At 70.7% G+C, this 23,216-nt stretch carries 20 protein-coding genes and 1 pseudogene; 11 read left to right on the top strand and 10 right to left on the bottom strand.

The annotated features are described in order from the left end of the window. Positions 1 to 4 precede the first annotated feature (4 nt). The 7 genes from ACQPZG_RS06940 (at position 5) to ACQPZG_RS06970 (ending at position 7,226) form a co-directional block, all read left to right on the top strand. Positions 5 to 2,017, top strand: a complete 2,013-nt coding sequence (locus tag ACQPZG_RS06940; RefSeq protein ID WP_433544945.1) for a protein meaA — start codon at positions 5 to 7, stop codon at positions 2,015 to 2,017. Next, positions 2,014 to 2,973, top strand: coding sequence for an HpcH/HpaI aldolase/citrate lyase family protein (locus tag ACQPZG_RS06945; RefSeq protein WP_433544946.1), 960 nt, complete (start codon positions 2,014 to 2,016; stop codon positions 2,971 to 2,973). The genes ACQPZG_RS06940 and ACQPZG_RS06945 overlap by 4 nt, the downstream gene beginning before the upstream one ends. Before the next feature lie 5 nt (positions 2,974 to 2,978). After that, entirely contained in the window at positions 2,979 to 3,551 is a 573-nt protein-coding gene (locus ACQPZG_RS06950) for a MaoC family dehydratase (protein ID WP_433544947.1), read from the top strand. Between the two features lie 2 nt (positions 3,552 to 3,553). Next, positions 3,554 to 4,759 carry an acyl-CoA dehydrogenase family protein gene (locus tag ACQPZG_RS06955; RefSeq protein ID WP_433544948.1) on the top strand — a complete coding sequence of 402 codons (1,206 nt, stop codon included), beginning with the start codon at positions 3,554 to 3,556 and terminating at the stop codon, positions 4,757 to 4,759. Positions 4,760 to 4,927: 168 nt separating this feature from the next. Continuing rightward, positions 4,928 to 5,596, top strand: coding sequence for a phosphatidylserine decarboxylase (locus ACQPZG_RS06960; RefSeq protein ID WP_433544949.1), 669 nt, complete (start codon positions 4,928 to 4,930; stop codon positions 5,594 to 5,596). Continuing rightward, the gene (gene pssA / locus ACQPZG_RS06965) at positions 5,583 to 6,437 is read left to right on the top strand and encodes a CDP-diacylglycerol--serine O-phosphatidyltransferase (protein ID WP_433544950.1); all 855 of its coding nucleotides are present in this window, start codon (positions 5,583 to 5,585) and stop codon (positions 6,435 to 6,437) included. Before ACQPZG_RS06960 ends, pssA begins: the two co-directional genes overlap by 14 nt. A gap of 177 nt (positions 6,438 to 6,614) precedes the next feature. Then, positions 6,615 to 7,226, top strand: coding sequence for an NAD(P)H-dependent oxidoreductase (locus ACQPZG_RS06970; RefSeq protein WP_433549291.1), 612 nt, complete (start codon positions 6,615 to 6,617; stop codon positions 7,224 to 7,226). 100 nt (positions 7,227 to 7,326) lie between these two features. Here the strand turns inward: ACQPZG_RS06970 and ACQPZG_RS06975 are convergent, their stop codons facing one another. The 3 genes from ACQPZG_RS06975 to ACQPZG_RS06985 all read right to left on the bottom strand — a co-directional run bounded on the left by ACQPZG_RS06975 (position 7,327) and on the right by ACQPZG_RS06985 (position 9,817). Then, a complete protein-coding gene (locus ACQPZG_RS06975; RefSeq protein WP_433544951.1) occupies positions 7,327 to 7,635 on the bottom strand; it encodes an SCO5918 family protein in 309 nt (102 codons plus the stop codon). A gap of 63 nt (positions 7,636 to 7,698) precedes the next feature. Next, entirely contained in the window at positions 7,699 to 9,210 is a 1,512-nt protein-coding gene (locus ACQPZG_RS06980) for a DEAD/DEAH box helicase (RefSeq protein ID WP_433544952.1), read from the bottom strand. Positions 9,211 to 9,613: 403 nt separating this feature from the next. Then, a complete protein-coding gene (locus ACQPZG_RS06985; RefSeq protein ID WP_069572018.1) occupies positions 9,614 to 9,817 on the bottom strand; it encodes a cold-shock protein in 204 nt (67 codons plus the stop codon). Positions 9,818 to 10,288: 471 nt separating this feature from the next. On the opposite strand from ACQPZG_RS06985, the pseudogene ACQPZG_RS06990 reads away from it, so the two are divergent. Continuing rightward, a pseudogene (locus ACQPZG_RS06990) lies at positions 10,289 to 10,893 on the top strand (cysteine hydrolase family protein). Between the two features lie 57 nt (positions 10,894 to 10,950). On the opposite strand, the gene ACQPZG_RS06995 reads toward ACQPZG_RS06990, so the two are convergent. From ACQPZG_RS06995 to ACQPZG_RS07015, 5 genes are read right to left on the bottom strand one after another with little or no spacing between them, the layout of a single operon-like run. Continuing rightward, positions 10,951 to 12,234, bottom strand: coding sequence for an ABC transporter substrate-binding protein (locus ACQPZG_RS06995; RefSeq protein ID WP_433544953.1), 1,284 nt, complete (start codon positions 12,232 to 12,234; stop codon positions 10,951 to 10,953). Then, positions 12,231 to 13,400 carry a branched-chain amino acid ABC transporter permease gene (locus tag ACQPZG_RS07000; RefSeq protein WP_433544954.1) on the bottom strand — a complete coding sequence of 390 codons (1,170 nt, stop codon included), beginning with the start codon at positions 13,398 to 13,400 and terminating at the stop codon, positions 12,231 to 12,233. The genes ACQPZG_RS06995 and ACQPZG_RS07000 overlap by 4 nt, the downstream gene beginning before the upstream one ends. Continuing rightward, positions 13,393 to 14,283: a branched-chain amino acid ABC transporter permease gene (locus ACQPZG_RS07005; protein ID WP_433544955.1), complete on the bottom strand. Its 891-nt coding sequence runs from the start codon at positions 14,281 to 14,283 to the stop codon at positions 13,393 to 13,395. Before ACQPZG_RS07005 ends, ACQPZG_RS07000 begins: the two co-directional genes overlap by 8 nt. Next, complete coding sequence (locus tag ACQPZG_RS07010) at positions 14,280 to 15,149, bottom strand: ABC transporter ATP-binding protein (protein ID WP_433544956.1); 870 nt, start codon at positions 15,147 to 15,149, stop codon at positions 14,280 to 14,282. The genes ACQPZG_RS07005 and ACQPZG_RS07010 overlap by 4 nt, the downstream gene beginning before the upstream one ends. Further along, positions 15,146 to 15,976: an ABC transporter ATP-binding protein gene (locus tag ACQPZG_RS07015; RefSeq protein ID WP_433544957.1), complete on the bottom strand. Its 831-nt coding sequence runs from the start codon at positions 15,974 to 15,976 to the stop codon at positions 15,146 to 15,148. The genes ACQPZG_RS07010 and ACQPZG_RS07015 overlap by 4 nt, the downstream gene beginning before the upstream one ends. A 232-nt stretch (positions 15,977 to 16,208) precedes the next feature. Here ACQPZG_RS07015 and ACQPZG_RS07020 point away from each other — a divergent pair, with 232 nt between their 5' ends. Next, entirely contained in the window at positions 16,209 to 17,426 is a 1,218-nt protein-coding gene (locus ACQPZG_RS07020) for a PucR family transcriptional regulator (protein ID WP_433544958.1), read from the top strand. Between the two features lie 588 nt (positions 17,427 to 18,014). Here the strand turns inward: ACQPZG_RS07020 and ACQPZG_RS07025 are convergent. Beyond that, positions 18,015 to 19,202: a glycerate kinase gene (locus ACQPZG_RS07025; RefSeq protein WP_433544959.1), complete on the bottom strand. Its 1,188-nt coding sequence runs from the start codon at positions 19,200 to 19,202 to the stop codon at positions 18,015 to 18,017. Positions 19,203 to 19,353: 151 nt separating this feature from the next. On the opposite strand from ACQPZG_RS07025, the gene ACQPZG_RS07030 reads away from it, so the two are divergent. Next, a complete protein-coding gene (locus ACQPZG_RS07030) occupies positions 19,354 to 21,051 on the top strand; it encodes a BCCT family transporter (protein WP_433544960.1) in 1,698 nt (565 codons plus the stop codon). Positions 21,052 to 21,290: 239 nt separating this feature from the next. Beyond that, on the top strand, positions 21,291 to 21,788 hold the full coding sequence (locus ACQPZG_RS07035; RefSeq protein ID WP_433544961.1) for an NUDIX domain-containing protein: 498 nt from the start codon (positions 21,291 to 21,293) through the stop codon (positions 21,786 to 21,788). 148 nt (positions 21,789 to 21,936) lie between these two features. Here ACQPZG_RS07035 and ACQPZG_RS07040 read toward each other — a convergent pair whose 3' ends face one another. After that, a complete protein-coding gene (locus ACQPZG_RS07040; protein WP_433544962.1) occupies positions 21,937 to 23,142 on the bottom strand; it encodes an MFS transporter in 1,206 nt (401 codons plus the stop codon). Between the last annotated feature and the right edge of the window lie 74 nt (positions 23,143 to 23,216).

The following is a 23,216-nucleotide window of genomic DNA, read 5'->3' on the forward strand; positions in this document are numbered from 1 at the left end:
TCACATGACTGAGCGCAAGAAGGACCGCCCCTGGCTCATGCGGACCTACGCCGGTCACTCGACCGCCGAGGCGTCCAACGAGCTGTACCGGCGCAATCTCGCCAAGGGCCAGACCGGCCTCTCGGTGGCCTTCGACCTGCCCACCCAGACCGGCTACGACCCCGACCACGTCCTCGCCCGCGGCGAGGTCGGCCGGGTCGGGGTCCCGGTGTCCCACCTCGGCGACATGCGGCGGCTGTTCCAGGACATCCCGCTGGAGCAGATGAACACCTCGATGACCATCAACGCCACCGCCATGTGGCTGCTGGCCCTCTACCAGGTGGTCGCCGAGGAACAGGGCGCCGACCCGACGAAGCTCCAGGGGACGACGCAGAACGACATCGTCAAGGAGTACCTGTCGCGCGGGACGCACGTCTTCCCGCCCGGCCCCTCCCTGCGGCTGACCACCGACATGATCACGTACACGGTCAACCGCATCCCCAAGTGGAACCCGATCAACATCTGCAGCTACCACCTCCAGGAGGCCGGGGCCACCCCGGTCCAGGAGATCAGCTACGCGATGTCCACGGCGATCGCCGTCCTGGACGCGGTGTTCGCCTCCGGCCAGGTCCCCGAGGAGCGCAGGGGCGAGGTCGTCGCCCGCATCTCCTTCTTCGTCAACGCGGGCGTCCGCTTCATCGAGGAGATGTGCAAGATGCGCGCCTTCGGCCGCATCTGGGAGAAGGTCACGCGCGAGCGGTACGGCATCGAGAACCCCAAGCAGCGCCGCTTCCGTTACGGCGTCCAGGTCAACTCCCTGGGACTGACCGAGGCGCAGCCGGAGAACAACGTCCAGCGCATCGTCCTGGAGATGCTGGCCGTCACCCTCTCCAAGGACGCCCGCGCCCGCGCCGTACAACTTCCCGCGTGGAACGAGGCGTTGGGTCTCCCCAGGCCCTGGGACCAGCAGTGGTCCCTGCGCATCCAGCAGGTCCTGGCGCACGAGAGCGACCTGCTGGAGTACGAGGACATCTTCGCGGGCTCGCACGTCGTCGAGGCCAAGGTGGAGGAACTCGTCGAGGAGTCCCTCGCCGAGATGCGCCGCATCGAGGAGATGGGCGGCGCGATGGCCGCCGTCGAGTCCGGCTACCTCAAGTCGCAGCTCGTCTCCTCGCACGCCGAACGACGGGCCCGCATCGAGGGCGGCGACGAGAAGATCGTCGGCGTCAACGTCTACGAGACGACCGAGCCGAACCCGCTCACCGCCGATCTCGACGCCGCGATCATGACGGTCGACCCGGCGAACGAGGCCCGCGTGGTCGCCAAGCTCCACGAATGGCGCGACAACCGCGACGAGACGCGCGCGCAGGAGTCCCTGGCCGCCCTCAAGGCCACCGCGGCCGGCACGGGCAACCTCTTCGAGGCGACCGTGGAGTGCGCCCGCGCGGGCGTCACCACCGGCGAGTGGTCCTGGGCGCTGCGGGACGTGTTCGGTGAGTTCCGTGCCCCGACGGGGGTGAGCAGCGCACCGGTGGCGGTCACCGCCGAGCCCGGGACGCCGCTGGCCCTCGTGCGCGAGAAGGTGCGGCGCACGGCCGAGGAGATCGGAGCCGGACGGCTGCGCCTGCTGGTGGGCAAGCCCGGCCTGGACGGACACTCCAACGGGGCCGAGCAGATCGCCGTCCGCGCGCGCGACGCCGGTTTCGAGGTGGTCTACCAGGGGATCCGGCTCACGCCCGAGCAGATCGTGGACGCGGCGCTGGCCGAGGACGTGCACTGCGTGGGCCTGTCGATCCTGTCGGGCTCGCACGCCGAACTGGTACCGGACGTCCTGCTGCGTCTGCGGGAGGCCGGAGCCCCGGACATTCCCGTCATCGTCGGCGGGATCATTCCGAACGCCGACGCCGCCGAGCTGAAGCGGGCGGGTGTCGCCGCCGTCTTCACCCCGAAGGACTTCGGCATCACGGAGATCATCGGCCGTATCGTCGACGAGATCCGGAAAGCGAACAAGCTCGACCCTCTGGAGGTCCCCGCATGACCGTCAACCGTCTTCGCCCCCGCCGCTCCTGCCTCGCGGTCCCCGGGTCGAACCCCCGCTTCCTGGAGAAGGCCCAGGGCCTGCCCGCCGACCAGGTCTTCCTCGACCTGGAGGACGCCTGCGCGCCGCTCGCCAAGCCGGAGGCGCGGCACACCATCGTCAAGTTCCTCAACGAGGGCGACTGGACCGGCAAGACGCGCGTGGTCCGGGTCAACGACTGGACGACCGAGTGGACCTACCGCGACGTCGTCACCGTCGTCGAGGGCGCCGGGCCGAACCTCGACTGCATCATGCTGCCGAAGGTGCAGGACGCCCAGCAGATCGTCGCGCTCGACCTCCTCCTCACCCAGATCGAGAAGACGATGGGCTTCGAGGTCGGCCGGATCGGCATCGAGGCGCAGATCGAGAACGCGCGCGGCCTCAACAACGTGAACGCCATCGCCGAGGCCTCCCCGCGTACCGAGGCGATCATCTTCGGCCCGGCGGACTTCATGGCGTCGATCAACATGAAGACCCTGGTCGTCGGCGAGCAGCCGCCCGGCTACGGCGCCGACGCGTACCACTACATCCTGATGAAGATCCTGATGGCGGCCCGCGCCAACGACCTCCAGGCGATCGACGGCCCCTACCTGCAGATCCGCAACGTGGACGGCTACCGCGAGGTCGCCAAGCGTGCGGCGGCGCTCGGCTTCGACGGCAAGTGGGTGCTGCACCCGGGACAGGTGGAGGCGTCGAACGAGATCTTCTCGCCGTCCCAGGAGGACTTCGACCACGCGGAACTGATCCTGGACGCGTACGAGTACTACACCTCGGAGGCGGGCGGCAAGAAGGGCTCCGCGATGCTCGGCGACGAGATGATCGACGAGGCCAGCCGCAAGATGGCACTCGTGGTCTCGGGCAAGGGCCGGGCCGCCGGCATGAAGCGCACCTCGAAGTTCGAAGCCCCGGAGGCCTGATCACCATGCAGTTCGGACGCACCTTCGAGGAGTTCGAGGTCGGCGCGGTCTACAAGCACTGGCCCGGCAAGACGGTCACCGAGTACGACGACCACCTGTTCTGCCTGCTCACCATGAACCACCACCCGCTGCACATGGACAGCAACTACGCGGAGAAGACCACCGACTTCGGCAAGAACGTCGTCGTCGGGAACTACATCTACTCCCTCTTGCTGGGCATGTCCGTGCCGGACGTGTCGGGCAAGGCGATCGCCAACCTGGAGGTCGAGTCGCTCAAGCACATCGCGCCCACCTTCCACGGCGACACGATCTACGGCGAGACCGTCGTCCTCGACAAGACCCCCTCGAAGTCGAAGAACGACCGGGGCATCGTCTACGTCGAGACCAAGGGCTACAAGCAGGACGGCACGGTCGTCTGTGTCTTCCGCCGCAAGGTGATGGTCCCCACCGAGACGTACATCGAGGAGCGCGGCGGCGAGCAGCCCGGCCGCCCGCCCGTCTCCCCCCACCGCCCTCGGTCGGCGCCCCTGCGGGGCGGCCCCTCCGCTTCCGAGCCCAACACGCAGGAGAAGAAGTAGCCATGGCCCGTCTCGCCCAGACCGCCGGTCTGACCGATGTGCAGCAGGAGATCCTCTCCACCGTCCGCAACTTCGTCGACAAGGAGATCATCCCGGTCGCCACCGAGTTGGAGCACCGCGACGAGTACCCGACGCAGATCGTCGAGGGTCTCAAGGAACTCGGCCTCTTCGGCCTGATGATCCCCGAGGAGTACGGCGGCCTGGGTGAGTCGCTTCTCACGTACGCGCTCTGCGTGGAGGAGATCGCCCGCGGCTGGATGAGTGTGTCGGGCATCATCAACACGCACTTCATCGTGGCGTACATGCTCAAGCAGCACGGCACGCAGGAGCAGAAGGACACCTTCCTGCCGCGGATGGCACTCGGCGAGGTGCGCGGCGCGTTCTCGATGTCGGAGCCCGCGCTCGGCTCGGACGTCTCCGCGATCAGCTCCAAGGGCGTGCGCGACGGCGACGAGTACGTGCTCGACGGCCAGAAGATGTGGCTCACGAACGGCGGCACGTCCACGCTCGTCGCGGTCCTGTGCCGAAGTGACGAGGGTCACCCCGAGGGCACGGCTCCGCACAAGTCGATGACGACCTTCCTGGTGGAGAAGGAAGCGGGCTTCGGCGAGGTCCGCCCGGGACTCACCATTCCCGGCAAGATCGACAAAATGGGGTACAAGGGGGTGGACACCACCGAGCTGATCATGGACGGCCTGCGCATTCCGGCCAATCGTGTGCTCGGCGGGACCACCGGCCGAGGGTTTTACCAAATGATGGACGGCGTAGAGGTCGGGCGGGTCAACGTCGCCGCCCGTGGTTGCGGTGTCGCCCAGCGTGCCTTCGAACTGGGCGTCTCGTACGCCCAGCAGCGCCACACCTTCGGCAAGGCGATCGCCCAGCACCAGGCGATCCAGTTCAAGCTGGCCGAGATGGCCACCAAGGTCGAGGCCGCGCATGCGATGATGGTAAATGCAGCACGCAAAAAGGACAGCGGGGAGCGAAACGACCTCGAAGCAGGGATGGCCAAGTACCTGGCCTCCGAGTACTGCAAAGAGGTCGTCGAGGACGCGTTCCGCATTCACGGCGGCTACGGCTTCTCGAAGGAGTACGAAATCGAGCGCCTCTACCGCGAGGCTCCCATGCTGCTGATCGGTGAAGGTACCGCCGAGATCCAGAAAATGATCATTGGGCGGCGCCTGTTGGAGGAATACCGGTTCCAGGGCTGAATGTTCGATTTGCGGCGATTTCGACGCGAAGAAGATCACACCCTGTCATCGTCCTCCGGACGCTGACTCGCTTTCCGGCTTGCCCAGTTGCGCCCCGCAACCGATAGCATCGCCGGAAAGCCGCCGTCCCCCGTCACCGCGCGGCATCATCCGCTACGAAGGTCTTCCATGCCCCACAGCCAAACCTCTGCACCACGCGATGGCTCCCCCCTGGGACTCCCCAAGGGCCGCCTTGCGCGCGGAGCATCGCCGTGGCTCCTGCCGACCGTCGCCACCGCGGCCCTCACCGTGGCCAAGGCGCGCAAGTCGGGTCGCTGGGCCGCCGCAGCCGTCCCCACCACCGCTCTCGCGGCGGGGATGCTGTGGTTCTTCCGCGACCCCGAGCGCGAGATCGCCGAGGGCCGGGTCATCTCGCCGGCCGATGGCGTGGTCCAGAGCATCATGCCCTGGAAGGACGGACGTACACGCGTCGCGATCTTCATGAGCCCGCTGAACGTCCACGTCAACCGCGCGCCCCTGGCCGGCACGGTGACCTCCGTCGAGCACGTGCCCGGCGGTTTCGTTCCGGCGTTCAACAAGGAGAGCGAGAACAACGAGCGCGTTGTCTGGCACTTCGACACCGAGCTGGGCGACATCGAGATGGTGCAGATCGCCGGGGCTGTGGCCCGCCGCATCGTGCCCTACATCCCGCAGGGGACCAAGGTCGAGCAGGGCGAGCGGATCGGCCTGATCCGCTTCGGTTCGCGCGTGGACATCTACCTTCCGGAAGGTGTCGATGTCGCGGTCGAGGTGGGCCAAACCACTACCGCGGGGGTGACTCGAATTGACCGTGACTGATCCCGAGACGCAGGCCGGCTGGGTTCCGGAGGCCGACGCGGACGACGACGCGGAGGACATGCCGCTCAGTATGAGGCTGTCGATAGCGGACACCCTCACGCTCGGCAACGCGACGTGCGGCTTCATGGCGGTGTACTTCACCACCACCGGAATCCTCATTCCGCACCTCCAGGGCAGCCAGGAGACCGGCATGGCGCGCAACAGCGCCGCCACCGCCGTGATCCTGATGCTCCTCGCCGCGATCTTCGACCTGTGCGACGGGCTGGTGGCCCGCAAGCTGCGCAGCTCGCCGATGGGCGCGGAACTGGACAACCTCTCCGACCTGGTCAGCTTCGGGCTCGCCCCCGCCTACTTCGTGCTCGTGTACGGAATGGTCGCGGACGACGCCCAGCAGCGGGTTGCGGCACTCGCCGCGATCGTGGTGTTGCTGGCGGTGGTCATGCGGTTGGCGAGGTTCTCGGTCGTCACGATGAAGGACGGCATGTTCCAAGGCATGCCGAGCCCCTTCGGCGCGCTCACGGTCGTCTCCATCGTCCTCCTTGAGCTCCCCTTCATCCCCACCCTCCTCGCCGTGATCGGCGTGGCGTGGCTGATGGTGTCGCGGGTCGAATACCCCAAGCCGCGGGGAATCCTCGCGGTGGCAATGCTCAGCTGGATCGTGGGCGCGATGGGAATGCTGGCCGCGTGGGCCTTCGACGCTCCCGGCGGTCAGCTCCTGCTTCAGACGGGCTGTGCGCTCCAGGTGGTCATGGGCGCGGTCATCCCGCTGTTCGCGACGGCGCGACGGGTGAACACGTTCCGGGACAACCGGCGCGAGGCACGGGCGGCACAGCTGCCGTAACGCTTGTCGTACCTACGAGAGGGCCCCCGCGAACCGGCACACACCGGCTCCGCGGGGGCCCTTTCCGTGTGCGCGGGGCTCCACCGGCCTCCGCCGAGAGGGGAGGGGCAGGCCCGTGGGCCTGCCCCTCCCCTGGTTGAATGGCCGTCCCGTGGCCTCGTCCAGGAGTTGAGCACCGTGCGCATAGGCGTCTATCTGGCCCACCCCCGCCGCCCCAGCTTCAACCACGCCCTCTTCGATGCCGTCGTCGACGAGCTGCGCTCCCGGGATCCCGCCTGCGAGGTCCTCGCCCACGACCTCTGCGCGGAGGGCTTCGACCCCGTCGTCCCCGCCGACGAGACGGACACAGTGCGGGAGTCCGGCCCCTCGGCCGACCCCCGGGTCGGCGTGCACCGGGCCGAGCTGCCCACCCTGGACGCCCTCGTCTTCGTCCACCCGAACTGGTGGGGGATGCCGCCGGCGGTCCTCACCGGCTGGCTGCAACGGGTCCTGGTGCCGGGCGTGGCGTACAAGCTGGGCAGTGCTGACGGCGAGCCGGCCGGTCTGCTCCGTGCGGGACGGGCGCTGGTCCTGAACACCTCGGACACACCGGAGGCCCGTGAGCGGGAGGAGTTCGGCGACCCGCTGGAACGGATCTGGTCGCGCTGCGTACTGCCGTACGCCGGGGTCACCGACGTGCGCCGCACGGTGTTCCGTACGGTCACGGACTCCAGCGCCGGACAGCGTGCGGCCTGGCTGCGGCAGGCACGCACGGAGGCGGCGGCCCTGCTGGGCCGCCTGTCGGGCTGACCCCCGCGACATACCGCACCGGCCTCCGGCGCACATGGCTCTGCCCCCGCCCAAAACCCCGGGCGGGGGCAGTAACGCGAGGTCCGAGGACCCGTCGCGGTCAGGCGTGTGCGGCCGACCCCAGCAGGCTCGACGCGTTCTGCAGCGGCGTGAGCACCGGAGCCGGTACCGGGGCGAACGTGTCGCGGCAGGTGAAGCCGAGACGGGTCAGCGCCCGGCTCACCTCGCTCGCGGTGAAGTCGCGGCGGTCCTGGCGGGTGATGACCTCGCCGACCTGCTTGACGGGGTAGGTACGGCGGCCGATGGTGACGGACTCACCCGTGACGGGCTCGGGCTTGATGCCCTTCATCGCGTCCTGCACCTCGCTCTTGACCAGCTCGAAGGGGAAGCGGGCGATGACTACGCGCATGGTGCCTCAACAAGGTGGGAGGGATGGTGCGGGAAGCTTTCGAGCATGTTCGGGCGGTACGGGTCAGGCCGCACGGCGGGCCGGAGCGGCCTGCTGCGGGGCACCGCTGCCACGCCGCGCCTGGGCGGGACGGCGACGGCCGCGGGACGCGGAGCCGCCCCTGCGGGGCCTCTCGGTGACCGGCGCGGCGATGACGACCGGTACCCCGGTGGGGGCCTGGGCGCCGGTGATGCGGTTCAGCTCGGCGTCGCCCGCACGCACCTGGGTGGTCTGCGGGGTGATGCCGGCGGCGTGCATCAGGCGGCTCATGTCACGGCGCTGGTTCGGCGTGACGAGCGTGACGACGCTGCCAGACTCCCCCGCCCGCGCGGTACGGCCGCCGCGGTGCAGGTAGTCCTTGTGGTCGCTCGGCGGGTCCACGTTGACGACCAGGTCGAGGTTGTCGACGTGGATGCCGCGGGCGGCGACGTTGGTCGCCACCAGCACGGTCACGTGACCGGTCTTGAACTGCTCCAGGGTGCGGGTGCGCTGCGGCTGGGACTTGCCGCCGTGCAGCGCCGCCGCCCGTACCCCGCTGCTGAGCAGGTGGTCGGTGAGCTTGTCGACCGCGTGCTTGGTGTCCAGGAACATGATCACCCGGCCGTCCCGGGCGGCGATCTCCGTGGTGGCCGCGTGCTTGTCGGCGCCGTGCACGTGCAGGACGTGGTGTTCCATCGTGGTGACCGCGCCCGCCGACGGGTCGACCGAGTGGACCACCGGGTCGTTCAGGTAGCGGCGCACCAGCAGGTCGACGTTGCGGTCCAGGGTCGCGGAGAACAGCATCCGCTGGCCGCCGGGACGCACCTGGTCGAGGAGCTCGGTGACCTGCGGCATGAAGCCCATGTCTGCCATCTGGTCGGCCTCGTCGAGGACGGTGATCTCCACCTGGTCCAGGACGCAGTCCCGGCGCTCGATGAGGTCCTTCAGCCGGCCGGGCGTGGCGACGACGACTTCGGCTCCGCCGCGCAGCATGTGCGCCTGGCGGCCGATCGACATGCCGCCGACGACGGTGGCCAGCCGCAGCCGCAGGGAGCGGGCGTACGGGGTGAGCGCGTCGGTGACCTGCTGCGCGAGCTCACGGGTCGGTACCAGCACGAGGGCCAGCGGCTGACGCGGCTCGGCGCGCTTGCCTGCCGTACGGGCCAGCAGGGCCAGCCCGAAGGCGAGGGTCTTGCCGGAGCCGGTGCGGCCACGGCCGAGTACGTCGCGTCCGGCGAGGGAGTTGGGGAGCGTCGCGCCCTGGATCGGGAACGGCACGGTCACGCCCTGCGTGGCGAGCGAGGCGAGCAGCTGGCTGGGCATCTCCAGGTCGGCGAACGCCTCGACGGCAGGCAGCGGCGGCGTCACGGAGACCGGCAGGGCGAACTCGCCCTGGATCGCGGCGGGTCGGCGTCCGTAGCCACCGGAGCGGGAGCGACCCGCGGGGGCGGAGCGGTAGCCTCCGCGGCCCGAGCCCGCGGTGCCGGCGGAGGAACCACCGGTGCGGGTACGGGAGTACCGGTCGTTGGTGCGAGCGGTACGGGTGGTGCGGTCCATGCGGAACCTTTCCTCGATGCGGCACGTATCGAGGAATTCCGGGCGGTGGGTGAACACCGGGTGGAATCGCAGGAACGAGCCGGGAAAAATGCGAAAAAGAATGACGGCCATTCGATATCGGGCCGCGTTCTCAGAACTGGGGGGCCGCCGGACGCAGGCGTCGGCCGACCATGATCCAAAGGATCTGGATGTCCGCCGTACGGCCGCTGTGCGAGTGCGTGCGGCGTACGAGAAATGGCGGACGGAACGTGGCGCGGGAGGGGAAGAAACACCGAACCGCAGGTCCACCGCTCCAGAAATGCAGCGAGCTGGGGCCCGCACCCCAAGGTGCGGGCCCCAGCTGCGTCGTGCGTCACCCGGTCACGCCGGGCGGGCCTGAGCGATCAGGCCTGGCCTTGAATGATCAGGCGGGGGTGATGTTCTCCGCCTGCGGGCCCTTCTGGCCCTGCGTGACGTCAAAGTTCACCTTCTGGCCTTCCTGGAGCTCACGGAAGCCCTGGGCGGCGATGTTCGAGTAGTGGGCGAAGACGTCAGCGCCGCCGCCGTCCTGCTCGATGAAGCCGAAACCCTTTTCCGCGTTGAACCACTTCACGGTGCCAGTAGCCATGTCAAATCTCCTTGGGGCAGTACCCGGGTCCCGCACTGTGCGGATCCCGCGTCGCCGCAATGATTGCCCCGTCCGGAGAACCGGAAATACAAAGCGTCCGATCGAAAAGAGATCCGAATGTGGACGCTTGAAGTCTATGGGAACCACAACTGCAACTGAGAAGGACACTAGCACGGAAGAACGGACGCAGCACGACCACATTTCGCCGGCGGGTTTCCGCAGGAAATTATCTCCAGCCCCGCCTGCGGGCTTTTCTGCACCGGCCGCGACAGTATTTCCGACGCGCACCGGCCCCGCGTGCCCCTGTCCCCCGCCACGGACTCCCGCAGGCACCGCGGCCGTCGGGGCGGGGGCGCCCGCCACGGGCCGCACCGCCGAGCGGGGTGCGGCGTCGGCGACTGGCGGGAATTGGTGCAGGTTCGACGTTCCGCCCACTGGGGCGCGCCCGCCGGGGAGGGCACCCTCGTCCCCATGAACACGCACACACCGCCCGTCGTCACGCAGGACACCGCCCTCGTCGTGGTCGACGTGCAACAGGGCCTGGAAGAGTCGGAACACTGGGGACGCCGCAACAACCCGGCGGCCGACGAGCACATCGAGATCCTTCTCGACGTGTGGCAGACCACCGGCCGCCCGGTGGTCCTCGTACGCCACGACTCCGTCGAGCCGCGCTCGCCGCTGCTCCCGGGCAGCCCGGAAACGGGTTCAAGAGGTACGTGGAAGAACGGCGCGGCCGGGGCCGGGGGCCCGAACTGCTCGTCACCAAGACCGTCAACCCCGCCTTCTACGGCACTCCGGACCTGGACGCCTGGCTCCGGGCGGCGGGCATCACCCGGTTCGTGGTGGTCGGCATCCAGACCAACATGTGCGTGGAGACCACCGCCCGCATGGGCGGAAACCTCGGCTACGAGGTTCTGTTCGCCCTCGACGCGACGTACACCTTCGACCTGGAGGGCCCTTTCGGCTGGCGGCAGTCCGCCGACGAACTCGCCCGCGCCACGGCGGTCACGCTGCACGGCGGCGGCTTCGCGACGGTCACGACGACGGCGGAGCTGGTGGCCGCGGCCAAGCGCTGAGCAGGCCAGGACGGGGGGCGCGGCGCGCACAGGGCACGCCCCCGTCCGGCCCGCCCGCTACTCGCCGAACGTGAACTCCTCCGCGACCTTCGACGCCGTCGGCTCCTGGACGACCCTCAGCCCGCCCGGCATCTTCGAGTCCGGCTGCATGATCACCGACTGCCGGGTGGTGGGGGCCTTGGGGTCGGAGAAGTCGTGGGTGATGCCGAATCCGTTCTCGTAGGACTTCATGGTCAGCAGTGCCTTGCCGATGCCTTCACGCGTGAGGTTCTTGTCCGCGCACGCCTTGGTCAGGGCCTCGCCGTAGACCGTGCCGGCCGAGTAGCCCGCGATGACGCCGTTGTCGAGGTCGTCCTTGGGGTAGGCCGCGAGGTAGTCCTTCGCGAGCTTGGCGGGTCCGGGCTCCGGGGAGCCGATGGGGAGGGAGGGGCTGGCCACGTAGTAGTTCTTCATCAGGGCGGGCCCGGCCGGGGTGGCGAGGATCTGCGGCGCGAAGGCCGAGTTGTTGCCGATGATGGGCACGCCGAACCTGCCGGCTGCCGCGACGCCGACGAGGGAGGCCGCCTGGCGCGGTCCCGCGCTGATGACGACGGCCTTGACACCTGCCTGTTTGAGGGCGGCGACCTGGGCGGACATGTCGTTGTCGGTGGGCTTGATCTTCTGCTCGACGATCGTCAACCCGGCTTTCTCGGCGGCATACTTGGAACCTTGGAGGGCGTTCTCGCCGTAGTCGCCCTCGAAGTAGACGTGACCGATCCGGTCGCCCTTGGTGATCTTCTTCTGGGTGAGGAGGAAGTCGATCGCGTTGATGGTCTCGATGTCGTACGTCGTGCCGATGGTGCGGATGGACGGGCTGCCGAGGAGGGACGCCGACCAGGCCTGCGGGAGGACGAGGCCCTTGTCCTGGCCGTCCACGCGCTGCTTGACGGCGGCGACGAAGGGGGAGCCGATGAACTGGACGAACCCGGCGACCTTCGGTTCCAGTTCGGTGTAGGCGGAGACGGCCTTCTGCGGGTCGTATCCGTGGTCGCGGACGACGAGTTCGACCTTGCGGCCGCAGATGCCGCCCGCCGCGTTGACGTCCTTGGCCCAGAGCTGCTGGGACTGGGTGATGCTCTTGCCCAGAGAGGCGTAGACGCCCGTGAGGTCGGTGAGGGCGCCGAGCGGAATGGTCTTGTCGGTGATGCCGTCGCCGACCTTGACGCCCTTCTCGTCCTCCTTGCCCTCACTGCCGGTCCCGGCCTTGCTGCTGCATCCGGTCACCCCGAGAGCGAGCGCGAGGGCGGTGGCGAGGACCGCGGCATGGGCGCGGCTGTTCTTCCGTACGGTACGAGCCTTCATTTCGAGCCCTTTCGCGGCGTGCGAGTGCTGCGGATGCTTCGGAGGTTCGGAAAGCGGAGGCGGGAGAGGCCGCCCGGCAGGAACAGGACGACGGCGACGACCGCCGCGCCGTACAGGTAGCGGGATGCCTCACCGGGTGCGATGCCGCCCGCGCCGGTACCCGGCGCGCTGACCAGTGGCAACGACTCGCTGTAACGGGTGAGGAGTTGGGGGAGCAGCGACACGAACGCGGCGCCGATCACCGCGCCGCGCACCGAGCCGAGCCCGCCGATGACGATCATGGCGAGGAATTCGAGGGAGAGGATCATGCCGAAGTACTCGGGCACGGTCCGCTGGAAGACCAGTGCCAGAAGGACACCGGCCAGTCCCGCGTACATCGAGGACAGGACGAAGACCGACGCCCGGTAGCGGGCGACGGGCACGCCCATCACGCCGGCCGCGATGCGGTGGTCGCGGATGGCGTTCATCGCACGGCCGGGGCGTCCGCGCAGGACGCCGCGGGCGAAGAACGCGCAGAACAGGAGGGCGGCCAGGGCGACGTACCAGAGCTTCTCGGCGGACTCGAAGGGGATGCCCCCGACGAGGGTCTGCGAGTCGTCGAAGGTGACGCCGAAGAGGGAAAGGGGCGGTACCGAACGGCCGTTGAAGCCACCGGTGAGGTTGCTCGCGTTGAACAGGACGTGTTGCCCGATGAAGATGAGCGCGAGGGTGGCGATGCCGAGGTAGGCGCCGCGCAACCGGCCCGCGATGGGGCTGAAGAGGCCGCCCGCGATGCCGGAGATGCCGACCGCGAGGACGACGGCGAGCCAGCCGGGCAGGCCGAAGCCGATGAGCGTGTGGCCGTGTTCGGTGACGGGGTCGGCAGCGAGCACGCAGTAGCTGTAGGCGCCGACGGCCAGGAAGAAGGCGTGCCCCATGGAGAGCTGCCCGGTGGCCCCGGTGAGGAGGTTGAGGCCGATGGCGGCGATGGCGGCGGCCATGGCGAACAGCCCGGCCTGGAGCCAGAAGCGGTCGAGGTAGAAGGGCAGCGCCAGCAGCAGGAGCGCGAGGGCCGCCCAGGCGTACGTGCGGGGGTCGCGCAGGGCTGTGCTGCTGCCCGGGCGGTGGGGCTTCGTCTCCTCGGCGGGCGCGGCGACGGGCGGGGTGCGCTGGTCGGTGTCAGACACGGGCGGGCTCCTTCGTGCCGAAGAGTCCCGCGGGACGGATCAGCAGCACCACGACCATCACCAGGTACGGCGCGAGGTCGCCGATGCCCCTGCCGAGGAAGGACAGGTCGCTCTGGTAGCCGGTGGCGAGGGACTCGATGACGCCGACGATGAGGCCGCCCGCGAGGGCGCCGGTGGTGGAGTCGAGGCCGCCGAGGATGGCCGCCGGGAATGCCTTCAGCGCGGCGAGCGAGGTCGCACGTTCCAGGCCGGGGGTGGGGAAGACCGTCAGGAAGAGGGCGGCGACCGCGGCGAGTGCGCCGGCGACTGCCCAGGCGGACAGCGAGACCCGGCCCAGCCGCACCCCCATCAGTGCCGCCGTCTGCGGGTTCTCGGCTGCGGCACGCATGGCGACCCCCCACGAGGTGTAGCGGAAGGCGAGGAGGAACGCGGTGATCAGGAGGGCCGCGGCGAGGAGGGCGGCGATCCGGGTCTGGGCCATGGAGACGGCGCCGAAGGTGACGACCTTGTCTCCCCACGGGTCGCCGGGCGAGAGCACCCGGGTGCCGATGCGCCGGGTCAGCTCGGTGAGCAGGAGGATGTCGACGCCGATCGTGACGATGGCAAGGACGCTGTGGTCGCTGCCCCGGTACCGGCGCATCACGAGGAATTCCACCGCGGCGCCGACGACCGCGGCGCCCGCGATGCCGACGGCGAGCGCGAACCAGAATCCGAGGTCGTCGTGGAGCACCGCGGTGACGTAGCCGCCCGCCAGGAGCAGCGAGGCGTGGGCGAAGTTGACGACTTCGGTCGCCTTGAAGATCACGACGAAGCCGAGTGCGATCAGTGCGTAGACGGCGCCCATGGAGAGGCCGCCGAGGAGGAGTTCGATGAGTGTCGTCATGGCGTGGGCGCTCCCAGGTACGCCTGGACGACCGCGGGATCGTCCTGCACCTCGGCGGGTGTGCCGCCGGCGATGCGCTTTCCGAAGTCGAGTACGGTCACCGCGTCCGCGAGCCGCATCACCACCCCCATGTCGTGTTCCACCAGGACGATCGAGATGCCGAGGCTGTCCCGCACCCCCGCGACGACGGCGGCGGTGTCGCGCCGTTCGTCCGCGGTCATGCCGGCGACCGGCTCGTCCAGGAGGAGGAGCTTGGGTTCCATGCACAGGGCGCGGGCGAGTTCGACGAGTTTCTGCTTGCCGTACGGAAGCTCTCCGGCCGGCCGGTCGAGGTCGCCAGCGAGACCGACGAAGTCGGCTATCTCGCGTACGCGTTCGAGGTGCCCGCGTGCCTCGCGGGCAGCGGAGGGAAGCCGCAGGCCGGTCGCGAGGAACCCCGCGCGGGTCAGCCGGTGGCGTCCGAGCATCAGGCTGTCGGCGACCGTGGCCCGCGGCGGGAGCGCGAGGTTCTGGAAGATGCGGGCCACGCCGAGCGCCGCGATGCGGTGCGGGGCGAGACCGGTCAGTTCCGTGCCGCCGAAGCGGACGCTGCCGGAGGTGGCGCGGTAGACGCCGGAGAGGACGTTGAAGCAGGTGGACTTTCCCGCGCCGTTGGGACCGATGACCGCGTGCACGCTGCCCGGCTCGACGGTGAAGGAGACCTGGTCGAGAGCGGTGAGTCCGGCGAACCGGACGGTCACGTCGGTGACCTGGAGGGTGGCGTCGTCGCGGCCGGCTGTTCCGGGGTCGGCAGCTCCGGGGGTACGGGCGGCCGGGACCGTGTCCGGCCCTCCGGAGCGGGTGGGCGAGGAGGGTGCGTCGGTCATGCGGTCCACCTGCTCAGCTTCGGGGCCGCCGTCCGTGCCCGGTCCGCGTCCTCGGCGGCCGTCTCGTCGACGACGCCCAGGTAGCGGCGGCGTACCTCGTCGGAGGCGGCCAGTTCGGCGGCCGGGCCGTGCAGGGCGACTTCGCCGACGTCCAGCACGTACGCCGTGGAGGCGAGTTGCAGGGCGAGCGCCGCGTTCTGCTCGACGAGCAGGACCGAGGTGCCGGTGGCGTTGATCTGCTGGATGGTCTCGGCGATGCGGGCGGCCATCAGGGGGGCCAGCCCGAGGGAGGGCTCGTCCAGCATGAGGAGTTTCGGACCGGACATCAACGCCCTCCCGAGAGCGAGCATCTGCTGCTCGCCGCCGGAGAGAAGGCCGGCGTGCTGGCGGGCGCGGTCGGCGAGTACGGGGAAGAGTTCGTGCACGTGGGCGAGGGCCGCCCGGGTGGCGGTGCGTCCGCCGGTGGCGCCGAGGGCGCCCGCGCGGAGGTTGTCGGCGACCGTCATCCGGGCGAACACCTGGCGGCCTTCCGGCACCTGGACGATTCCGGCGGCCACCGCGCGGGCGGCTCCGGTGCCGCGCAGGTCGCGTCCGCCGTAACGGACCGTGCCTGCGGTGACCGCGCCCCTGTGGTAGCCGAGGGTGCGCGAAATCGCTCGGAGCAGAGTGGACTTGCCTGCGCCGTTGCCGCCCAGTACGGCGACCACCGCGCCGGCCGGGACGTCGAGCGAGACCTCGCGCAGGGCGCGCACCGGGCCGTACCCGACGGAGAGACCGCGCACTTCGAGTGCGGCGGCCGGGGGCGGTGGGGCTGATGTTTCTGACACGCGGGTGGGACCTCCTTCCACGTCTGCGTCTGCAGATCTCTGCGGCTCCCCGTCCGGACTTCCGCCGGGACCGCCGTCTGGACCTCTGTGGGGGCACATCAACAGTTGACACGTGTAACCGTCCAGCGGGTATGCCGTAATCGCTGCCGATGACCAGCGCTCCTGGGCAGCCGTTGTGCTCGGGCACAAAGGGTCTGTCCAGGAGGCCCCACCAGTGGCATCCTCACCGGTCATGGATGCCCGCAGAACGCGCACGGATCGCGAGTGGTCGGTGCTGGAGAGCGCGTCCGAGGTCCTCGTCGAGCGGGTCGGGCACCTCACGGACCTGCTCATCGGCGAACTCCGCGCCCACTCGCCGCAATACGACATCGCCGTACCGGCAGACGAACACTGGCAGCAGATCAACGAGGCCCTGCGGTACGGCATCGAGGCCATCCCGGCCCCCCGGTCGGCGCCCCGGCGCGACCTGGAGTACGCCGAGACACTCGGCCGGCGCCGTGCGGAGCAGGGCCTTCCGCTGGACCTGCTGCTGCACGCGTACCGCAAGGCGGGCTACCTCGTCTGGGACGAGCTGCTGGACATCGTCAGCGCCAAGGACCCGGAGGCGCTGCCCGTCCTCGTCCACACGGCGGCACAGATGTGGGCGGCGGTGGACCGGCAGGCGGCAACGGTCGCGCAGGCGTACCGGAACACGGAGGAGGACATGCACCGGCGCACCGACGAACGCGTACAGGCACTGCTGGACGCCCTGCTGGAGGGGCAGGACTCGGCGGGGCTGGTCGCGCGGGCGGCGGCCGGCCTCGACCTGCCCGAACAGGGGCGCTACGCGGTGGTGGCGCTGCGGGCGGAACGACGGGACGGCCGCGAGCAGTTCCACCGGGTGACGGCGGCCGCCGGGATGCGCTTCTTCTGGCGGATGCGGACCGACTACGAGGTGGCGGTGGTCGCACTGGAGTCGGAGACCGGACTCGCCGAGCTGGCGGCGGAGCTGGAACGACGGTGCGCGGGAACCGGCGGGATGAGTCCGGTGGTGTCCGGGCTGGGCGAACTGGGGCTGGCCCGACGGCTGGCGGAGACGGCGCTGCGGACGTGGTCGTGCGCGTCGCCGGACCTGCCGCACGCACGGCGCATCGTGCGGCTGGACGAGCGGCTGCCCACCGCGCTGGTGGTCAGCCAGCCGGAGTTGGCGGCGCGGCTGGTGGCGGAGGTCTTCGGGCCGCTGCTGGAGCTGGATCCGGGGGACCGGGCCGTGCTGCTGGAAACGCTGGACGCGTGGCTGGGGGCGCAGGGGTCGGCGGGGCGGGCGGCGACCCGGCTGTACTGCCACCGCAACACGGTGTTCAACCGGTTGCGGAGGCTGGAGCAACTGACGTCGCGGTCGCTGTCACGGCCACGGGACCTCACGGAGATGACCCTGGCCCTGGACGCCTTCCGCCTCTCGACGGGTTAACGAGCAGTCCCCGCGGCCCCGGCCACCCGGAGCGCCCAGGGGTCGCGACGGGTCAGCGAGCGGTCCTCGCGACCCCCGGCCACCCGGAGCGCCCGGCGGTGGCGGGGCCACCCCACGTCAGCCCGCTCGGGCGGCGGGGCGACCTGCGTCAACCCTCTGGGCGGCAGGGCCACGCACGTCAGCCCTCTGAGGCGGTGAGGCAACGTGCGTCCACCCTCTGGGGCGGCGGGACGGCCCCCGGCGGCGCCGGGGTGTCTCTCCGAACGAGCGCAGCCGAGTGCTCGCGGGAGGGCGGGCAAGGGGGCGGCCCCGCGCGAAGCGTCCCGCGCCGCTCCACGTCACGGCGCAGGGCCGTACCCGCAGGGCCGCGCACGACATGTCGCCCCCCGTAACCCGCAAGGCCGCGCACGCCATGTCGCTCCCCGTGACTCGCAGGGCCGCCCATGCCATGTCGCTCCCCGTACCGGCGGAGTCCATGCCACGACGTAACTCGTGTTCTCAAGGCCGCCCACGCCGCGTCGTACCCCGTGCCCGTGAGGCGTCGGCGGCACGCCGCGTCCGTGCCCGCGCGCTCCCCCGCGCTCCCGCCTACCGCAGGAAGTCCCTGCCGATCTGCTCCGCCGTCCTCTCCAGCAGCGGCCCCGCCTCGGCCATGCTCTTCGCCGCGTCCGGCTCCAGGGCGCTCAGCGCGTAGGCGCGGCGGATGCCCGCGCGGCCCAGTTCCTGCGGCGGGAGGGCAAGGCGTCCGCACACCGCGATCACTTCGATGCCTCGTGCGCGGGCCGCCGCGGCGACTCCCGCCGGGGCCTTTCCGTGCAGGGTCTGGGCGTCGAGTGAGCCCTCGCCGGTGATGACCAGGGTGGCGCGTTCCAGTGCGGGGGCGAAGCCGAGCACGTCGAGCATGACCTCGATGCCGGGTCGGAAGCGCGCCCCGAGCGCGGTGAGGGCCCCGTACCCGATGCCGCCCGCGGCCCCCGCCCCCGGTGCGTCGGCGACGTCCGGTCCGCCGGCCGCCGGGCCGAGCACGGACGCGTAGTGCGCCAGGGCGGCGTCCAGCGTCTCGACGTCCGCCTCGTCGGCGCCTTTCTGCGGCCCGTACACCGCTGCCGCCCCCTTGGGTCCGGTCAGCGGGTTGTCGACGTCGCTGGCGAGGACGAGGTCCACGCCGCCTTCGGTGCCGAAACGCGCGTCGAGACCGGACAGGTCCACGGACGCGAGGGAGGCGAGGGCTCCGCCGCCGGGGCCCACCTGCGCGCCCTCCGCGTCGAGGAAGCGTGCGCCCAGTGCGGCCAGCATCCCGGCCCCGCCGTCCGTGGTCGCGCTGCCGCCGACGCCGAAGACGATGGTCCTCGCGCCCGCGTCGAGCGCGGCCCGCAGCAGTTCGCCGGAACCGTAGGTGGTCGCGGTGAGCGGGGCGAACACGCCCGGCGGGAGGTGCTGGAGGCCGGAGGCCTCCGCCATCTCCACCACCGCGGTGCCGTCCGACTCGCGGAAGGCGTACGCCGCCGTCAGGTCCTCGCCGCGCGGGCCGCTGACCCGTACCTCCCGGCGCTCGAACCCGGCGGCCACCGCGGCCGCGACCGTGCCGTCGCCACCGTCGGCGACGGGCAGTGCCTCCACGCTCACGCCGGGTACCGCTCTGCGCAGCCCGGCCGTCACCCGCTCCGCGACCTGTACGGCCGTGAGTGAGCCCTTGAACTTGTCGGCGGCCACGAGCACGTGGGCCACCCCGCCGTGCTGCGTACCGCTGTTGTGTACTGCTCCGTCCGCCACCATGCATCCCTTGCTTTCGAACAGGCAGTCGCGCCGCCACGACCATAACCGCAGGCACGGTCCCCTGCCCATGGCCCCAGGTACCGCACCGCAAGCCTTCTGACGGCGCGCCACCCTTCAATATCACGACATGGAGAGACATAAGGTGTGCGGCATGAGTACCGAAACAACGGAATCCGCCGGTCCACCGCTGCCGGACGCCCCCGGCGAGGGCCCGCTCCAGGATGGCAGGCCCGACCGCACCGTCATCCTCATCGGTGTGCTCGCCGTGGCGGCCATCGTGGCGTGGGCGTTCCTCGGCAAGGACTCCTTCGCGAGTTCCTCGTCGCACGCGCTCGCCTGGGTCCTGGAGAACTTCGCGTGGCTGTTCGTCATCGCCGCCGACGTGTTCCTGCTGATGTGCCTGTTCATCGCGCTGAGCCGGTTCGGCCGGATCAGGCTCGGCAAGGACGACTCGGAGCCGGAGTTCACCAACCTGGCCTGGATCGCGATGATGTTCAGCGCGGGCATGGGCATCGGCCTGATGTTCTACGGCGTGGGCGAGCCGCTCCAGCACTACGTCACCCCGCCCCCGGGCACCGACGCCGCCTCCAGGACGGGGGACGCCGCGCAGTCCGCGCTCCAGTACTCCTTCTTCCACTGGACGCTCACCCCGTGGGCCATCTACGGCATGGCCGGTCTCGCCCTCGCGTACGCGACCTTCCGCAAGGGCCGCGGCAACAGGCTCAGCGCGGCGTTCGTACCGCTCCTCGGCGACCGCCGGGCGGAGGGCTGGCAGGGCAAGGTGATCGACCTGCTCGCCGTCTTCGCGACCGTCTTCGGCACGGCGACCAGCCTGGGCCTGGGCGCCCTCCAGGTCGCGCAGGGCCTCCACATCGTCACCGGGGTGGAGGACAGCAAGGGGCTGGAGCTGATCATCATCGGCGCGCTGTCGGCGGCCTTCGTGCTGTCCGCCTTCTCGGGGCTGCACAAGGGCGTGAAGTGGCTGAGCACGATCAACATCGTGCTGGCCGCCTGCCTGATGGTGTTCGTCTTCCTGCTCGGACCGACCGTGTACATCCTGGACGCGATCCCGGCTGCCGTCGGCGGCTACCTGGATCAGCTCCTGCCCATGGCGACCCGCACGGGCGCCTTCGGCGACGCCGACTGGCTGGGCGCCTGGACGATCTTCTACTGGGCGTGGTGGCTGTCCTGGGCCCCGTTCGTGGGCACGTTCATCGCCCGGATCTCCCGGGGCCGTACGATCCGCGAGTTCCTGATCGGCGTGCTGCTGGTGCCGAGCGGGGCGACGGTCGTCTGGTTCTGCGTGATGGGCGGCTCGGCCATCCGGCTGGACCAGACGAAGGCCGCCGACCTGGCGAGCACGGTCAAGGACGGCGCCGAGGCCTCGCTGTTCGCGATGCTGGAAGCGCTGCCGATCGGCACCATCACCTCGTGCATCGCGATGCTGCTGGTCATGACGTACTTCGTGACGAGCGCGGACTCGGCGTCCCTGGTGATGGGCTCGCTCACCAGCCGGGGCGCGCTGCACCCGTCGACCTGGTTGGTGGTGCTGTGGGGTGTGCTGATGGCGTCGGTCGCGGCCGGTCTGCTGGTCGCGGGCGGCCTCAACTCCCTCCAGACGGCGACGATCCTGGTGGCGCTGCCGTTCGTCCTGGTCATGCTCGGCCTGTGCTGGGCGCTGATCAAGGAGCTGCGCGAGGACCCGGGTGCGGGTCCGGCCCGTCACCACGCGCTGCACGGACTGCGGGACGCGGTACGGGCGATGGTCGGCGACGCGATCACCGAGCAGGGCCCGGACCGGCGGCATCCTCGGCTGCGACGTGCGGCGAAGTCCCGTACGGACGAGTGAGATCCGTGCACTGAACGGAGGGGCGCGGCCTGCCACGGTCGCGCCCCTCCCGTACGTCCGGCACGGTGCGTCGGCTCCCGGCCGTCCCGACGGCCGCGCGGCCTGCGCTTCGGCCACGCTGCCGTCCGGCTGCGCTTGCGACGTCCCGCGGCACGTGGTCCACCAGGACGTACGTTCCCGTGCCGCCTCCCGGCCGCGACCGCGTGCGGGCGTCCACCGCGCGCCCCTACGCTGGACGGGTGACCCAGGAACTTCAGGACTACGCCACGTACATCTCCTCGCTCCCCCGCGTCCTCGCCGGGGCGGCAGCGCTCTTCCGCGACCCGGAGGGCCGCGTCCTGCTCGTCGAGCCGAACTACCGCGAGGGCTGGGCGCTGCCCGGCGGCACGGTCGAGTCCGACACGGGAGAGACGCCGCGCGAGGCCGCGCGCCGGGAGACGCTCGAAGAGATCGGCCTCGACGTCGAGTTGGGCCCGTTGCTCGTCGCCGACTGGGCACGGGGCGAGGGCCGCCCGCCGATCGCCGCGTACCTGTACGACGGAGGGGTGCTGGACGAGGAGCGACTGGCCGCGATCCGGCTCCAGGAGGACGAGCTGGTGTCGTGGCGGCTGGTGCAGGTGGACGAGGTGAAGGACTACGCGCTCAACGCGCTGGGCGACCGGATCCTGGCCGCCCTGGCAGCTTTGGCGGACGGCACGGGGGCGGTGGAACTGGTGGACGGGCGGCGGGTCGCGTAGCGGAACGCGACACCGGGGCCGGGGGCTCCGCCGAGGAGCACGGCGGGACGCGGCGCCCGGGGCCGCCGGGGTGTGGGTTGCCTGACGGTTGCGGTTGCGGTTGCGCGGAGCGGGTGGGGCTTGTGGTGGGCGCGTCACCCCCGCGCCCTCAGCCCACCCCGGGGCCCCCGGAAATTCGCGGCGCCACAGCTTTCGGTCCTTCTCCCCGTACCCCCCTTTCCAGCCCCAGCGTGACGAGGACCGAGGCCGCCGCCATCACCCCCATGGCCGTCCCCGGTGACGTCACCTCCGCCAGCCCGCCGGCCAGGGCGGCGCCCACTCCCTGCATCGCCAGCATCCCCGAGGTGTGCAGCCCCAGCGCGTGCCCGCTCAGCTCGTCCGGGGTGAGTTCCATGAGCCGCTCCTGGAGCAGCAGCGTCGCAGCGAAGCCGACGGAGGCGACCAGCACCACGCCCAGGGCGACCGGCAGGCCCGGCTCAAGGAAGAACAGCAGGTACGGCACGGCCAGCAGCAGTCGGAGCGGCGGGCCGCCCCGGGTCCGCCAGTGTCGCGGGACGAACCGTCCGACCGCCGTGTCCCCGATCAGCATCCCGGCCGCTGCGAAGGCGAACAGCAACCCGGCCCGCTCCGGTGCGTACGGGACGAACAGCGACTCGCAGCCCACGATCAGCCCGTTGGGCACGCACAGCATGAGATACACGTACCGGCGTGGCTTCGACGACCAGAGCAGGGCGTTCGTGCGCCAGGTCGCCGCCACCGACGCCCGGCCGGTGGCACGCGCCGCCCGCCGGCCGAGCCCGAAGCGGGCGAAGCCGGCCGACGCGAGGTAGAGGCCGGCGCCGACGAGGAGCGCGCCCCGGGGCGAGAGGGCGGCGACCAGGACGCCGCCGACGGCGAACCCGCAGATCTGCATGGCGCCGTTGGCCATGTTCATCACCGAGCGGCCGATCAGGAAACCCTCCTTCGCCAGGATCTCGTTCAGCAGCCCGTAGGTCACACCGCCGTTGAGCGACGCGAGGGTGCCGATCACCAGCAGTACGGAGAAGGCCGCGCCCACCGGCAGCCCCGGGATCGCCTGCACCGCCGTGGCCACACCGAAGATCAGCCCGAGTCCGGCGAGCGCGGCACGCGGCGGTACGCGGTCGGCGGCGGACAGAAGGGTGGACGCGCCGACCAACTGGGCAAGCGAGGGCCCGAACATGGCGAGCGAGGACAGCAGCGGGGACCCGGTGGACGTGTAGATGAGGACGCCGAGTGCGAGGCCGGTGACGGTCTGCGCCGCCGACTTGACGGAGGCGGTCAGGAAGAGCGGGGTGAACTCCGGCTGCCGGAACAGCTCGTGGTAGGTGCGCATGGCCGGGAGTCTCGGCGTGCGGCAGAGGGCGGGGTTAGTGTTTCGCACGGGGGCGAAACAAGACGACGGCAGCA

It is taken from the genome of Streptomyces sp. CA-294286, from assembly GCF_050947155.1.
Lineage (GTDB): Bacteria > Actinomycetota > Actinomycetes > Streptomycetales > Streptomycetaceae > Streptomyces.

Coding starts and splice junctions, on each gene's coding strand:
- ACQPZG_RS06940 (WP_433544945.1), top strand. CDS start 5: ATGACTGAGCGCAAGAAGGACCGCCCCTGGCTCATGCGGACCTACGCC.
- ACQPZG_RS06945 (WP_433544946.1), top strand. CDS start 2,014: ATGACCGTCAACCGTCTTCGCCCCCGCCGCTCCTGCCTCGCGGTCCCC.
- ACQPZG_RS06950 (WP_433544947.1), top strand. CDS start 2,979: ATGCAGTTCGGACGCACCTTCGAGGAGTTCGAGGTCGGCGCGGTCTAC.
- ACQPZG_RS06955 (WP_433544948.1), top strand. CDS start 3,554: ATGGCCCGTCTCGCCCAGACCGCCGGTCTGACCGATGTGCAGCAGGAG.
- ACQPZG_RS06960 (WP_433544949.1), top strand. CDS start 4,928: ATGCCCCACAGCCAAACCTCTGCACCACGCGATGGCTCCCCCCTGGGA.
- ACQPZG_RS06975 (WP_433544951.1), bottom strand. CDS start 7,635: ATGCGCGTAGTCATCGCCCGCTTCCCCTTCGAGCTGGTCAAGAGCGAG.
- ACQPZG_RS06980 (WP_433544952.1), bottom strand. CDS start 9,210: ATGGACCGCACCACCCGTACCGCTCGCACCAACGACCGGTACTCCCGT.
- ACQPZG_RS06985 (WP_069572018.1), bottom strand. CDS start 9,817: ATGGCTACTGGCACCGTGAAGTGGTTCAACGCGGAAAAGGGTTTCGGC.
- ACQPZG_RS06995 (WP_433544953.1), bottom strand. CDS start 12,234: ATGAAGGCTCGTACCGTACGGAAGAACAGCCGCGCCCATGCCGCGGTC.
- ACQPZG_RS07005 (WP_433544955.1), bottom strand. CDS start 14,283: ATGACGACACTCATCGAACTCCTCCTCGGCGGCCTCTCCATGGGCGCC.
- ACQPZG_RS07010 (WP_433544956.1), bottom strand. CDS start 15,149: ATGACCGACGCACCCTCCTCGCCCACCCGCTCCGGAGGGCCGGACACG.
- ACQPZG_RS07020 (WP_433544958.1), top strand. CDS start 16,209: ATGGATGCCCGCAGAACGCGCACGGATCGCGAGTGGTCGGTGCTGGAG.
- ACQPZG_RS07025 (WP_433544959.1), bottom strand. CDS start 19,202: ATGGTGGCGGACGGAGCAGTACACAACAGCGGTACGCAGCACGGCGGG.
- ACQPZG_RS07030 (WP_433544960.1), top strand. CDS start 19,354: ATGAGTACCGAAACAACGGAATCCGCCGGTCCACCGCTGCCGGACGCC.
- ACQPZG_RS07040 (WP_433544962.1), bottom strand. CDS start 23,142: ATGCGCACCTACCACGAGCTGTTCCGGCAGCCGGAGTTCACCCCGCTC.